Origin of the sequence: Pseudoalteromonas sp. SR43-2 (genome assembly GCF_014163885.1) — a bacterium.
GTDB classification, from domain to species: domain Bacteria; phylum Pseudomonadota; class Gammaproteobacteria; order Enterobacterales; family Alteromonadaceae; genus Pseudoalteromonas; species Pseudoalteromonas distincta.
The window spans coordinates 69,897-83,610 of the sequence record NZ_JACJED010000016.1; the positions used below are offsets into that span (position 1 = coordinate 69,897).

At 40.4% G+C, this 13,714-nt stretch carries 13 protein-coding genes; all 13 read right to left on the reverse strand.

Annotation, left to right across the window (positions count from 1 at the left end; all coding sequences use genetic code 11):
* Nucleotides 1-17: 17 nt before the first annotated feature.
* Genes H5120_RS14000 through flhA form a run of 13 tightly spaced genes read right to left on the reverse strand, consistent with a single transcriptional unit; the run spans nt 18 to nt 13,712 of the window.
* Nucleotides 18-515 carry a chemotaxis protein CheW gene (locus tag H5120_RS14000; protein WP_002959294.1) on the reverse strand — a complete coding sequence of 166 codons (498 nt, stop codon included), beginning with the start codon at nt 513-515 and terminating at the stop codon, nt 18-20.
* A 24-nt stretch (nt 516-539) separates the two neighbouring features.
* The gene (locus H5120_RS14005) at nt 540-1,331 is read right to left on the reverse strand and encodes a chemotaxis protein CheW (RefSeq protein ID WP_182675091.1); all 792 of its coding nucleotides are present in this window, start codon (nt 1,329-1,331) and stop codon (nt 540-542) included.
* A gap of 3 nt (nt 1,332-1,334) precedes the next feature.
* On the reverse strand, nt 1,335-2,105 hold the full coding sequence (locus H5120_RS14010; protein WP_002959298.1) for a ParA family protein: 771 nt from the start codon (nt 2,103-2,105) through the stop codon (nt 1,335-1,337).
* Nucleotides 2,106-2,117: 12 nt separating this feature from the next.
* Nucleotides 2,118-3,077 (reverse strand): flagellar motor protein MotB, encoded by a 960-nt coding sequence (locus H5120_RS14015; protein WP_024595392.1) that lies wholly within the window; start codon nt 3,075-3,077, stop codon nt 2,118-2,120.
* A gap of 1 nt (nt 3,078) precedes the next feature.
* On the reverse strand, nt 3,079-3,843 hold the full coding sequence (locus H5120_RS14020) for a flagellar motor protein (protein ID WP_182675093.1): 765 nt from the start codon (nt 3,841-3,843) through the stop codon (nt 3,079-3,081).
* The gene (locus H5120_RS14025; protein ID WP_182672311.1) at nt 3,836-4,999 is read right to left on the reverse strand and encodes a chemotaxis response regulator protein-glutamate methylesterase; all 1,164 of its coding nucleotides are present in this window, start codon (nt 4,997-4,999) and stop codon (nt 3,836-3,838) included. The genes H5120_RS14020 and H5120_RS14025 overlap by 8 nt, the downstream gene beginning before the upstream one ends.
* Nucleotides 5,000-5,057: 58 nt before the next feature.
* Nucleotides 5,058-7,277, reverse strand: a complete 2,220-nt coding sequence (locus H5120_RS14030; protein WP_182675095.1) for a chemotaxis protein CheA — start codon at nt 7,275-7,277, stop codon at nt 5,058-5,060.
* 15 nt (nt 7,278-7,292) lie between these two features.
* On the reverse strand, nt 7,293-8,066 hold the full coding sequence (locus tag H5120_RS14035; protein WP_182675097.1) for a protein phosphatase CheZ: 774 nt from the start codon (nt 8,064-8,066) through the stop codon (nt 7,293-7,295).
* A gap of 17 nt (nt 8,067-8,083) precedes the next feature.
* Nucleotides 8,084-8,467: a chemotaxis response regulator CheY gene (cheY, locus tag H5120_RS14040; protein ID WP_004588308.1), complete on the reverse strand. Its 384-nt coding sequence runs from the start codon at nt 8,465-8,467 to the stop codon at nt 8,084-8,086.
* A 40-nt stretch (nt 8,468-8,507) separates the two neighbouring features.
* Nucleotides 8,508-9,218, reverse strand: coding sequence for an RNA polymerase sigma factor FliA (locus H5120_RS14045; protein WP_002959310.1), 711 nt, complete (start codon nt 9,216-9,218; stop codon nt 8,508-8,510).
* A 26-nt stretch (nt 9,219-9,244) separates the two neighbouring features.
* Nucleotides 9,245-10,105 carry a MinD/ParA family protein gene (locus H5120_RS14050; protein WP_002959312.1) on the reverse strand — a complete coding sequence of 287 codons (861 nt, stop codon included), beginning with the start codon at nt 10,103-10,105 and terminating at the stop codon, nt 9,245-9,247.
* On the reverse strand, nt 10,098-11,579 hold the full coding sequence (gene flhF, locus H5120_RS14055) for a flagellar biosynthesis protein FlhF (RefSeq protein ID WP_182675099.1): 1,482 nt from the start codon (nt 11,577-11,579) through the stop codon (nt 10,098-10,100). Before flhF ends, H5120_RS14050 begins: the two co-directional genes overlap by 8 nt.
* A 21-nt stretch (nt 11,580-11,600) precedes the next feature.
* Entirely contained in the window at nt 11,601-13,712 is a 2,112-nt protein-coding gene (flhA, locus tag H5120_RS14060; protein WP_182675101.1) for a flagellar biosynthesis protein FlhA, read from the reverse strand.
* Nucleotides 13,713-13,714 lie beyond the last annotated feature (2 nt).

The window sequence follows — 13,714 nt, forward strand, 5'->3', positions numbered from 1 at the left end:
AATTTATTTGGTAAAGCTTATATATCGCTTAACTCATCCCATTCGTCATCACTGAGTAACTTATTTAAATCAACCAAAATCAGTAATTCATTATCGCGGTTACAAACACCTTGAATAAACTTAGCGCTTTCTTCAGTACCAACATTTGGCGCACTGTCGATTTCAGAGCTGCGCAAGTAAACCACTTCCGATACGCTGTCGGCTAAAATACCAATAACTTGCTCTTCTGCTTCAATAATTAAGATGCGAGAGTTGTCAGTTGCATCAGCAGCTAGCAAACCAAAACGTGCACGAGTATCAATAACGGTAACAACGTTGCCGCGTAAGTTAATAATACCAATCACATATGAAGGTGCACCTGGTACAGGAGCTATCTCTGTATAACGAAGTATTTCTTGTACTTGCATTACATTTACGCCGTAGGTTTCTTCCTCTAGCTTAAACGTAACCCACTGTAAAATTTCATCGTTATTATCTGCGTTTTTATTTGCTGACAGTAATTTATCTTGATTCATGCTATTACCCCGTAATGGTCATTACTACTGACGGCTATCTAAGCCTTTCTCTAATAATATATTTAAATTATCTACGTCTATCAAAGCACACATTTTTTCTTTTATAACGCCAGCAAGCCATGGGCGCTTGCTTTTATTTGTACGCCATTTTACATCTTCTTTACTCAATGTAATGTTATTTATCAACTTTTCAGCTAATAAACCCCACTGGCTATCACCTAGTGTAATCAAATATTGATAATCTAAAGATGCCTCTAATTTATCATCATATTTTTCTGGCATAACCCAACGCGCAGTATCAACAACATTGAGCTTTTCTTCTCTGTTGAGCATAACGCCTTTAAACCATTTCGGCTTACCAAACAAATGATTTACTTCACCTAATTGATGTATTCCACCAAGTGCTTTTAATGGCACAGCCAAGGTCAAGCCAGCAACTTCAAAAAACAGTGCCTGAAATTCACCATCAAAATAGTCTGATTGGCTAGTAGTTACAATCTCCAGCTCTGGCTTTTCTATAGTAGCAATTGCAGGTGCTATTACTTCCTCGTCAACCACTTCATTAACTTTTTCAGTTTCAAACGCTGGCTCAGCTATTGGCTCAATTTCAACATTGAGCAAGTCATTATCAAATGTACTCTCTGCTGCTTTTAATTGTTCTTTAGGTTTTGAATGAATATGCTGTTGTGAATCATCTGGGATTTGCTCAAGTAATTTTGCAACTGGCTCAAGGTTATCTACAGGCTCATCTTCACATAACAAAGCCCCGAGGTATTGTTTCATTACTTTTTCATTAGCAAACAATTGCTTACTCATTCATTAACCTTGTTCAATTAAATATTCTAGCAATGCTTTATATGCGTATACACCGCGCGAGCGAGGACAATACTCTACAGGTACTTTTTGTGCAAAGCTTGCATCTCTAAATTTGGTATCCACCGGTATCACACCTGGCCAAACTTTATCACCATATGTACTTTGCAATGTTTTGTATGCTTCTAACGATGCTTTGGTACGTTTGTCGTACATGGTAGGAATTATAGTATATTGATAATCTTTTGCTTGAGAGGATTGCATCAAATCCATAGTACGCATCATTCTATCAAGCCCTTTGAGTGCTAAAAACTCCGTTTGCACTGGCACTAAAATTCGCTCACTTGCTGCAAGCGCATTGACCATTAACACCCCTAAAACTGGAGGGCAATCTAAAATGGCATAATCGTAATGTTCGCTAATTTTTGCAAGCGCTTTTTTTAGTATTAACCCCATCCCTGTTTTATTACCCATACTTCGATCAAGTGTAGCTATTGCCATAGTCGCAGGTAAAATATCCAGGTTTTGAAGTGTTGATGGACACAAAGCTTGGAGTATCTCTTCACTTTGCATACTTGTACCACGGGCAAAAATATCGTACACACTGACTTCTAAATCCTCTGAGTCAATGCCAAAGTAATAAGTGAGTGACGCATGAGGGTCTGTATCTATAAGCAACACACGTTTACCTTGTAATGCCAAAATACCGGCAAGGCTCACAGCGGTTGTTGTTTTACCAACCCCTCCTTTTTGATTAGCGACAGTCCAAATCTTCACATTACATCCTAATTACTGTTCATTGCGCGTTGTTATGCGAATACCACCATGAGGCAAACGAATTATTTTTATTGTATCGTCATCTGAAGGAAGTTCAATTTCAGGTTCAATCACTGCAGGCTCATCAGCTTGCCCGTCACTTTTAACCTCTTGTTTTGGCGGTAATCCATACTTAGAAAGTGCGATAACAACTTTACGATTTTCTGCGCGCCCTTGTTCTGTATCGTTACTTGCAAAAGGTGAATATTGGCCATAACCTTCTATCGCCATTCTAGCTGAATTAATGCCTAATGCTTCCAGCTCTACTAAAATTGACGTGGCTCTAGCTACCGACAGTTCCCAATTTGAGCGAAATATTTCATTGCGAATACTTTCATCATCAGTATAACCTCGTACTCTTACATAGTTGTCTACTGGTGCAATAATATCTTTAACAATCTTGACGACCTGTTTTGCTCGAGAGTGTGCAACTGAACTACCACTTGAAAATAACATACCTGAGCTTAGCTCTATAATCAGCCAATCTTGGTTAAGCTCTAAACTGGCTTCTCCATCACGGATTTCATCAATAAGCGCTGACTGTAATTTAATTAATAAACTATCAAGAGGTTTGCCTAAATACTTTTGCTGGATGTTGCTTGTATCACTTTGGCCGTCGAGTAGCTCAGGACCTTGCTCTTCTTTTAATATACTTTCGCCATAAAGAACTTCTTGTTCAGGTGTCACTCTATCTGTCAATATTCCATTACCGTTGACACCTTCACCTTGCTGGGAGTATTGGCGAGCTGACTTATCAAAAACCTGTTCAAGGGAATCTGACAATATTTGGAATTGTTCTTCTTTATTAATCGCTATCGCATACAGAACCACAAAAAAAGCAAACATAATAGTCATGTAATCGGCATACGATACAAGCCAACGTTCGGTATGTTGACTTTTAGCAGCAGAGTGACGAAGTCGTCGGCGTAACATGTTATTCGTCCACTAAATTAGGGCGCTCTACACGATAGGCTTCAAGCTTTAATTCTATATTTACTGGGCTTTCACCTATGCTTATTGCAATAACGCCTTCAGCAAGCATTTCATGGTAAAGCATTTTTTGCTCTACACGCTGTTTTAACTTATTTGCCATAGGTAAAAACAATAAATTAGCTAAACCAACACCATAAATGGTCGCAATAAATGCCGTTGCAACGCCGGCGCCAAGCATTTGTGGATCGGTAATAAACGACATTGCCTGTATTAAGCCAAGCACCGCACCTAAAATACCAATGGTAGGGCTGTAACCCCCCATTGCTTCATAAACACGCGCGGCTTCAAGCAAACGATCGCGCTCTAGCAGTAAATCAATTTCAAGCGTGTCACGTAGTTTTTGCTCTGAGCAGCCATCGACAAGTAAGCTTAAACCTTTTGCTGCATACGCATCTGGGTGAGCTAAGGCTTCATTCTCAAGCGCTAAGTAACCTTCTTGACGTGCTTTATGAGACCATCGTTTAACTTGCTCTATTGCGTCTTCAATATCGTATTGTGGTGCAAAAAAAACCCACGAGCTCATATTTAGCATCTTTTTGAATGTGCTAGCAGAGGTTTGCAACATAACAGCGCCAAGCGTGCCACCTAGTACAATAATAAGCGCAGGGCCATTAAATAAAGCTGAAACAACACCGCCTTCTAAAGAATAACCTAGACCTATTGCACTAAGTGCTACCAATAGTCCAAATATTGAGAGTTTATCCACAACCTACCTCTCTCATTATACGCGCTGCAACATCGCTCAATGCTAAGCTTTCACTTGAAAGCCCCGCATTAGCAATTGCTTGAGGCATTCCATAAACGACACAGCTTTTCTCATCCTGTGCCCAAATAGTTGCCCCCGTTTGTTTTAACATTCTTGCACCATCACGACCATCAGCGCCCATACCTGTTAAAACAATAGCAAGTACATCACCTTGGTACGTTTTAGCTGCACTAGCAAACGTTACATCTACGCTTGGTTTATAACTTATTCTCTCGCTATGATCTTCAAATACGCGCAGCGTTCTATTTGCTCCACGCCCCTCTACCATCATCTGCTGCCCGCCAGGCGCTAAATAAGCAGTTCCTGGTTGTAAGCGATCGCCTTGTTGTGCTTCTTTCACTTTTATTTGGCACAAACCGTTTAAGCGCGCTGCAAACGCAGGTGTAAATGCAGCGGGCATGTGCTGAATAAGTAAAATAGGGTGAGGAAAATTAGCAGGCAATTGAGTCAATATAGTTTGCAGAGCAACAGGACCACCTGTAGAAGTACCAATAGCTAAAAGTTGATATTGTTTTCCACTTGCTCGCATTGAGGCAACATTTGAACTTGTCGATGCAGCAGGCGCAGCTCTTTGAAAGCTTCTATCAGGCTGCTTGATTTGAGTTGTTGACGTGCTTGCTCTTTGCGAAAGTGAACTTGTTGGTTTAGTTGAAATGACTGGTTTAGCTGGTGTTGCCGCTCTAAATGTTCGCGGTAAACGTCTTCGCCCTATATCTTTTACTTTACTTTGCAAAAGCTTAATTGCATCTTCATTATTGCGCGCAATATCTTCAAATTTTTTCGGTAAAAAATCCATTGCGCCAGCATCTAACGCATCAAACGTTGCTGTTGCACCATCACGTGTAAGTGATGAAAACATTAAGATAGGAGTTGGGTTACTCGCCATTATCTCTTTAACTGCGCTAATACCATCAAGCACAGGCATTTCGACATCCATGGTGATCATATCAGGACGCAATTGAGCTGCTTTCTCAACAGCCTCTCTGCCATTAACAGCAAAGCCTATAACTTGTATATCGCTATCTTGCTCAAGGATTTCGCTTACTCTACGGCGAAAAAAGCTTGAATCATCAACAACTAAAACTTTAACGGCCATTTAGCTCTCTTATTAAATTTATGCGTAGGTATATATTAAATATATACCTACTTTATTATTAGCCTGCGTAATGTTTTAACATGTTTGGAACGTCTAAAATCAGTGCAATGCCGCCATCCGAAGTTATTGTAGCGCCTGCCATACCTGGCGTTCCTTGAAGTAACGCATCAAGCGGCTTAATCACTACTTCTTCTTGGCCAATTAATGAATCAACAACAAAACCAATTTGTTGCGTACCAATTTGTACAATAACGACGTGACCTTTAGATTTTCGCTGAGAACGATCTGAGCCTTTTACTAACCAATGCTCAAGGTAAAATAACGGTATCGCCTTTTTACGCACAATAATTGTTAATTGCCCATCAACTACATTCGTCTTCGTTAAATCTAAATTGAATATCTCACTAACACCAGCCAGTGGTAACGCAAATGTTTGTGCGCCAACAATGACCATTAATGTCGGTAATATAGCCAAGGTAAGTGGTACTTTTATTTCTAAAATAGTACCGACACCAAGTTCAGACTGAATGCTTACTGAGCCATTAAGTTGCGTGATCTTAGTTTTAACTACGTCCATCCCTACACCACGGCCTGAAATATCAGATATTTCTTCTTTTGTAGAAAAGCCAGGTGCAAAAATCAGGTTATATGCTTCGGTGTCAGAAAGTCGACTCGCCTGGTCATGATCGAGTACGCCTTTACTAATTGCAATTTTTTTCAGTTTTTCAGCATCCATACCTGCACCATCATCTTTGATGGTTAGCAAAATATGGTCGCCCTCTTGAGACGCTGATAAAGTAACATTACCTGTTCTAGACTTACCTGCAGCTTCACGGACAGCGGGCATTTCAATACCATGGTCAACTGAGTTTCTAACTAAATGCACAAGCGGATCGGCAAGTGCTTCAACTAAGTTTTTATCTAGATCGGTTTCTTCACCAATAAGCTTTAAATCAATATCTTTATTTAAGCTACGTGCTAAGTCGCGTACAACGCGAGGGAAGCGACCAAATACTTTCTTAATTGGTTGCATTCGCGTTTGCATAACCGCACCTTGAATATCCGCAGTCACTACATCTAAGTTAGAGATTGCTTTACCCATCGCTTCACTGTCTGAGTTAGTCGCTAAACTAACCAAACGATTTCGTACAAGAACTAACTCACCAACCATATTCATAATTTGATCGAGTCGTTTTGTATCTACGCGAACGGTGGTTTCTGCAGCTGGTGGCGCTGATTTTTTTGGAGCTGCTGCTGGTGGTGCTTTAGCTGCTGGCTTCTCTGGCGCTTTTTCAACTGGTTTTGGAGTAGGAGCTTTAGCTGGCGCAGCTTTTTTTACTGGTTCACTCACTTGTTTAACTGGCGGTGAAACAGGTTCAGGTTGTTTTGCAGCTGGCGCACTTTCTATCGATTTAGGAGCAGTGCCTTTACCATGAAGTTCATCAAGAAGCGCTTCAAATTCGTCATCACTAATTTCATCATCTGATGAATTAACTGTATTTACAGCTGGTATAGCAGATTCTACAGGTGTTTTATTGGCATCATTTTGTTCAGGTTTGCTCGTAACTTCACCAAAACTGCCAACACCATGTAACTCGTCTAATAAGCTGTCAAATTCATCATCAGTAATATCACCACTAAAATCACTACTACTTGCTACTGGTTTTTCAACTGCAGGACCTTGTCCTTTACCGTGCAGCTCATCAAGTAAGCTTTCAAATTCGTCTTCAGTGATTTCATCTATTTCAGCATCGCTAACCGAAGGCGCTCCGCTAAATAGTTCATCAAATGCAAACGGATCTTCATCATCAGCTACCGGTGTATCCACCACTTCATTATGAGGTTGTTCAACCTCTGTTTGTGAAGAGGCTTCATTGGCTTCGGCTTCTGTTGGAGGTAGACCTAAGATATGAAGAGTATGAAGTAATTCAGGATCTGCAGGTTCAGGCTTGTCTCTGTTTTGGATAGTCGCAAACATCTCATTAATGGTGTCTAGTGCTTGTAAAATAACATCCATTAACTCTGAGTTGACTGTTCGCACGCCTTGACGTAGTAAATCAAATACGTTTTCAGCACCGTGACAAGCATCAACAAGCTCTGTCATAGCTAAAAAGCCTGCACCACCTTTTACAGTGTGAAAACCTCTAAATATAGCGTTTAGTAACTCGGTATCTTCTGGATTATTTTCCAGCTCAACTAACTGTTCAGATAAAAGCTCTAGGATTTCTCCAGCCTCTACAAGAAAGTCTTGTAAAATATCTTCATCGACTTCAAACATGCAGTTACTCTCCTCTTAGAAGCCCAAACTTGATAAAAGATCATCAACTTCATCTTGATCAGATACAACATCATTACGCGATTCTTTATCAATAATAGGGCCTTCAGGACCTGCTAAAGTTTGTGTGGCAACTGGTTCTTTTATTTTTTGTTGTTCTACTTTATTCGCGGTGCTGTTACTGTCGTCTTGTTCAGCAAACGCAGTTAAAAGATGCAGTAAACTTTCTTCTACTTCCCTAACAAGTTCAATAACACGGCGAATAACTTGACCTGTTAAGTCTTGATAGTCTTGAGCCATTAATACATTTGTCATTAAGTTTTGAAGCTCATCAGTCTTATGATGAGAGTTGTTCATAAACTTATCGATGCTATGGCAAAGTTGCTTAAACTCACCAAGCTCAATCTCGCGGCTCATTAAACGATCCCATGTCGGTTTGATATGAGATATTTCGTCCGCTAACTGTTGGGCTATGGGAAGACTCGCTTCCACTGCATCCATTGTTTTATTAGCCGCATTTTCTGTCATTTCTATAACATAATTAAGCCGCTTTTTAGCATCTGGAATCGCATCTGTCGTTATATCAGTTAAGCGAGTATCAAGCTCAAAACTTTTAAGGGCTTCGTGCAGTTGACGAGTCAACTTTCCAACTTCAGCAAATAATTCAGATTGCTCTTTAGAAGCAGCCTCTAAAATCAACTGATTTGCTTTGTCTTGCTCATCATTTTCTAAAAAAACAACGAGCTGACGAGCTTGTTCTAACGTTATTTGAGGCGCAGCTGGTACTGGCATAAGCCTCTCCCCCATCATTAGCCTAAGCGTTCAAATACTTTTTCTAATTTAGTTTTTAATGTTCCAGCCGTAAATGGCTTAACAATATAACCATTCACGCCAGCTTGCGCCGCAGCTATTATTTGTTCTTTTTTAGCTTCTGCAGTTACCATTAATACAGGGATATGTTTTAACTTCTCGTCTGCACGTATTGCTCTTAAAAGATCAATACCCTGCATTCCAGGCATATTCCAATCCGTAACTACAAAATCAAACACTTGATTTTGCAACATAGGCAAAGCTGTAGACCCATCATCAGCTTCTTGAACGTTAGTGAAACCTAAGTCACGTAACAGGTTTTTTATAATGCGTCTCATCGTTGAAAAATCATCAACTACAAGAATTTTCATGTTTTTATCCAAAACATCCCCCAGTGAGGTATTAACCTTTGTTTACTTACTACTAATTTATCCAGTCATTGATTTTAGCTTTAAGCTTAATCATCGCCTGACCATGTATCTGACTTACACGCGATTCACTTACATCGAGTATATGTCCTATTTCTTTTAAATTCATTTCATCGTTGTAGTACAAAGAAAGCACCATTGCATCACGCTCTGGTAATGACTTAATTGCACTTAGCAAAGACTCATTAAACCTATCATTTTTAACATTATTAAAAGGTTTATCTTGTGCTAAATCTTGGCCTACAGGAGTAATAACATCCTCATCTACACCAAGGTCTTCAATGCCTAATATTTTACTCGTATTCGCATCATTTAAAATATGATGGTACTCATTGAGCGAAATTTCAAGTTTTTCAGCAACTTCTATGTCCGTTGGTTCGCGGTTCAGACTACTTTCGAGCTCAGTAATTGCTTCTGCAACTTGCCTGTTTTTACGGTGAACTGAACGAGGAGCCCAATCACCACGGCGCATTTCATCAAGCATAGCACCGCGAATACGAATACCTGCAAAAGTTTCAAAGCTTGCGCCTTTTGTTGCATCAAAGTTTTTCGAAGCTTCTATTAAGCCTATCATTCCTGATTGAATTAAATCATCAAGTTGAACGCTAGGTGGTAATCGAGCAATTAGATGACATGCCACTTTTTTAACAAGTGATGCATGCTTCTCAACAATCACATTTAAATTTTGTGTTGATTGATATCCCATAGCTCTATTCACCAGTGTTGTCATAATTAACCGTTTACTAGTTTCTCAATGAAAAACTCTAAATGCCCAGATGGTTGGTTGGGTATTGGCCATTTAACTGCTTTTGTTGCCAGCGTTTTAAACGCAAGAGCGGCTGGCGAATTTGGAAAGAGCTCTACTATTACTTTTTGACGACGTGTTGCTTTGCGCATATTTTCATCATAAGGAACCGTTGCTACTAGCTCCATTGATACATCTAAAAAGCGGTCGGTAACTTTAGATAGCTTTGCAAACAATTCAGTGCCTTCACGCATACTGCGCACCATATTGGCAACAATTTTAAATTTATAAACGCCGTGCTCACGACTTAATACTTTAATAAGTGCGTAAGCGTCGGTTATTGATGTCGGCTCATCGCATACAACAACCATTACATCTTGCGCTGCACGCGAGAAGCTCAGTACCATGTCTGAAATACCAGCAGCTGTATCTACAATTAAAATATCAAATTCGGTATTCAATTCGCTAAACGCACGAATTAGCCCAGCATGCTCAGATGGTGATAATTCAACCATACTTTGCGAACCCGATGTAGCGGGTACAATTTTAATTCCTGCAGGGCCTTCAACTAAAATTTCATCAAGCTCACATTCACCAGATAAGACATGTGACAAGTTACGCTCTACACGTAAACCAAGCATCACATCACAGTTTGCTAAACCCAAGTCAGCATCCAGCACTAATACTCGATTACCTTGCTGCCCAAGCGCAATAGCTGTATTTAGAGAAACATTTGTTTTCCCTACTCCACCTTTACCACCGGTTACAGCGATAACTTTTACGCCGTTGTTATTGTTTTGACTCATTTTGCGCAGGCCGCTTGCTTGATCTAATACTGTGTTAATCATACATCCCTACTGTGCTTGGCGCCACTGCTTGGTGCCTTGAATGTTGTTCTTTTGTTCTTTTTAAATATAATTGCTCAGCCTTTTTAACTAGTTTCTCAGCATTTGCAACACGAATATCCTCTGGTACTCGTTGACCATTAGTAAGATACCCTATTGGAAGGCGATTTTGAATCGCAATACTAAGAATCTCACCCAAACTTAATGATTCGTCTAACTTAGTGAAAATACAGCCACTTAACTGTACTTTTTTAAAGTGACGTACAGTTTCTTGCAATACATTAATTTGTGCTGTCGCGCTAAGTACTAAGTAGCTGCGAATATCTACACGTTGGTTACGCATTAACGTGTTTAATTGCTCAGTTAAACGTAAATCTCGCTGGCTCATACCTGCTGTGTCAATTAATACTAGACGTTTATTTCGTAAATGATATAAAACTTCAGCTAATTCATTAGCATCTTTAACTTGCTTAACACCACAACCAATAATACGACCATATGTTGCAAGTTGTTCATAAGCACCAATTCTGTATGTATCAGTGGTTATTAACGCCACTTTATCGGCACCATATTTTTGTGCGCCTAGAGCTGCAAGCTTAGCAACAGTCGTTGTTTTACCCACACCTGTTGGACCCACTAACGCATATACACCACCTTGGCGAAGTATTTCATTATTGGTTGTTTGCATTTGATCTTCGACCATAGTTAACAATGCTTTCCAACCTTGCTTACGAGACACATCATCAGGTACAAAACATGCCATTTGCTGTGCTACTTCTTTATCGATACCCATACCGACTAAACGGTCAACCATACAAGCGCGTGTTGGATCGCGACGCGCCATATCTTGCTGCATCAAGCCTGATACTTGGTGCTCAAGTAATTGACGAATTGCGTTCATTTCTTCACGCATTGTTGTCATTTCTTCGCTTTCATTATTAGGTGCTTGTTGGCGAGTGGTTACTGGGCTATCTAAATCATCAAAGTCGCGGTCTAAATCATCAAAACCTAAGCTATCCGCTTGAGTTTGTGGACGAACTGGCGCAGAAGCTTCAGGGGCAAACATATTTTTAGTACGCTGCCCCATATTAGGTTCTTGATAGTTATCAGTAGTATCAATACCCGATTGTGAAAACATTGATGCAAGCTCAGGAGAACGAGGACGCGGTGATTGACGCTCTAATAATGCTTGTAGGCTGTCAGCAACTTTTGCTTGAGGCTCAGGCTTGGCACGCTGTGGCTCTGGTTTTACAAAATTATGCATGCTTTGTTGTGGCGCCTGAGTACGCGGCTCTGCAGGGCGTTGTGGTTGCGCTGCTACTTTAGGGGCTGCTTTGTCATAATCAACTGCCGCTACAATTTCTACACCGTTAGCCAGTTTTTTATTTGACATAATAACCGCATCAACACCTAACTCATCTTTAACTTCTTTAAGTGCTGTGCGCATATCTTTAGCAAAAAAACGTTTAATTTTCATGATTCAACCCCTGTTAAAATCTTATTGTTGGCCTACCGAGCTTACAATTTTGATCTGTCTTTCATCTGGTACCTCTTGATAAGACATCACTCTCAATCCTGGAATGGTGTACTTAACAAAACGAGATAACACAGTGCGTAACATTCCTGACGTTAGCAATATAGAAGGTTCGCCGGCCATTTCTTGATTTTGATGCGCTTGTGTCAATGACACTTGAAGTCGCTCTGCAAGTCCTGGCTCAATACCGGCACCTTCATCGCCTGCATTTTGTAATGACTGATGCAACATCTGTTCCAACTCAGGCGCCAAGGTTATGACAGGGATTTCTGATGACATTCCCACCGCATCTTGAACAATTAATCTACGCAGTGAAATACGCACTGCAGCCGTTAATACATCAGGGTCTTGACTACGTGGGCCATACTCAACAAGGGTTTGAACAATTGAGCGCATGTCGCGAATAGCCACGCCTTCATTTAATAAATTTTGTAGTACTTTTACAATAGCAGTTAATGGCAATACATCAGGTACTAGTCCTTCCACTAAGCGAGGATGGCTTTTAGCAAGCATATCAAGTAGGTTTTGAACTTCTTCATGCCCTAGTAATAACGCTGCACTGTTAGTTAATAACTGGCTAATATGAGTGGCAACTACCGTGGCTGAATCTACAACGGTATAACCTAGTGATTGTGCTTCATCTTTTTGATCAGGCTTGATCCATACGGCATCAAGGCCAAACGCAGGATCTTTTGTTTCAACCCCTTTAATTGGACCAAATACTTGTCCTGGGTTAATCGCTAGCTCGTCGCCATGCTTAAGCTCGCTTTCACCGGTTGAAACCCCCATTAATGTTATTCTGTAAGCGTTAGGGTCAAGCTCTAAATTGTCGCGTATATGTACCGGCGGTACTAAAAAACCAAGCTCTTGAGAAAGCTTTTTACGCACCCCCTTAATACGATTAAGTAGCTCACCACCTTGTGATTGGTCTACTAACGGAATTAATCTATAACCGACTTCTAAGCCAATTACATCAACCTGCTGAACATCATCCCAGCCTAGTTCTTTTTGTTCTTGTTTATTAGCAACACCCGTTGCAACGCTTCCGCCATTAGCGGCCTCTTCAGCTTCTGCCGCAGCAGCTTTTAATTTACATTGCTGTGTGTAGTAAGCTAAGTAACCCAGTAACGCACCTAAACTTAAAAAAGCAATATGCGGCATACCAGGCACTAAGCCCATGATGATCAAAATACCAGATGCAATAAAGAGTGACTTTTCGTTGCCTAGTTGTTTCTTAAATTGGTCCCCCATATTGAGCGACTCATTTTGGCGTGTTACAACAATCGCGGTACCAATTGAAAGCAGTAAAGAAGGGAGTTGAGCAACTAAGCCATCGCCAATGGTAAGTAATGTATATACTTCCATTGCATTGCCAAAACTCAAATTGTGCTGGATCATACCTACAAATAAACCACCAACAATATTGATGATTAGTATAACAATACCTGCAATCGCATCACCTTTTACAAATTTACTCGCACCATCCATTGAGCCGTAAAAATCAGCTTCGCGAGTTACTTCCTCACGGCGGTCACGCGCTTGTTCTGCGCTGATAAAGCCTGCGTTCAAATCGGCGTCAATTGCCATTTGTTTACCCGGCATTGCATCAAGGGTGAAACGCGCAGATACCTCAGAAATACGACCAGCACCTTTAGTAATTACTACAAAGTTAATAATGATCAGGATTAAAAATACAACCAAACCAACAGCGTAGTTACCACCAATAACAACTGAGCCAAACGCTTCAATTACTTTACCGGCAGAATCACCACCATTATGGCCTTCAAGTAATACAACTCGAGTACTGGCAACGTTAAGTGCTAAGCGCATAATTGTAGCGATTAGTAATACAGAGGGGAAAATACCAAATTCAACTGGCTTCATCGTGTAAACAGTTACAAGTAAAACCACTAATGCTAGAGCAATATTAAACGAGAAAAGGATATCGAGTAAAAATGGCGGTAGTGGTAAAATCACCATTCCCAAGGCAGCAAGCACAAGCAAAGGTGTACCTACCCCTTTGGCATAGTCTTTTTTGTCTCTGTTAAGTTGTTGTAATACCGCTTTAAAACTCATAA

Coding starts and splice junctions, on each gene's coding strand:
- H5120_RS14000 (WP_002959294.1), bottom strand. CDS start 515: ATGAATCAAGATAAATTACTGTCAGCAAATAAAAACGCAGATAATAAC.
- H5120_RS14005 (WP_182675091.1), bottom strand. CDS start 1,331: ATGAGTAAGCAATTGTTTGCTAATGAAAAAGTAATGAAACAATACCTC.
- H5120_RS14015 (WP_024595392.1), bottom strand. CDS start 3,077: ATGTTACGCCGACGACTTCGTCACTCTGCTGCTAAAAGTCAACATACC.
- H5120_RS14025 (WP_182672311.1), bottom strand. CDS start 4,999: ATGGCCGTTAAAGTTTTAGTTGTTGATGATTCAAGCTTTTTTCGCCGT.
- H5120_RS14030 (WP_182675095.1), bottom strand. CDS start 7,277: ATGTTTGAAGTCGATGAAGATATTTTACAAGACTTTCTTGTAGAGGCT.
- H5120_RS14035 (WP_182675097.1), bottom strand. CDS start 8,066: ATGCCAGTACCAGCTGCGCCTCAAATAACGTTAGAACAAGCTCGTCAG.
- H5120_RS14045 (WP_002959310.1), bottom strand. CDS start 9,218: ATGGGATATCAATCAACACAAAATTTAAATGTGATTGTTGAGAAGCAT.
- H5120_RS14050 (WP_002959312.1), bottom strand. CDS start 10,105: ATGATTAACACAGTATTAGATCAAGCAAGCGGCCTGCGCAAAATGAGT.
- flhF (WP_182675099.1), bottom strand. CDS start 11,579: ATGAAAATTAAACGTTTTTTTGCTAAAGATATGCGCACAGCACTTAAA.
- flhA (WP_182675101.1), bottom strand. CDS start 13,712: ATGAGTTTTAAAGCGGTATTACAACAACTTAACAGAGACAAAAAAGAC.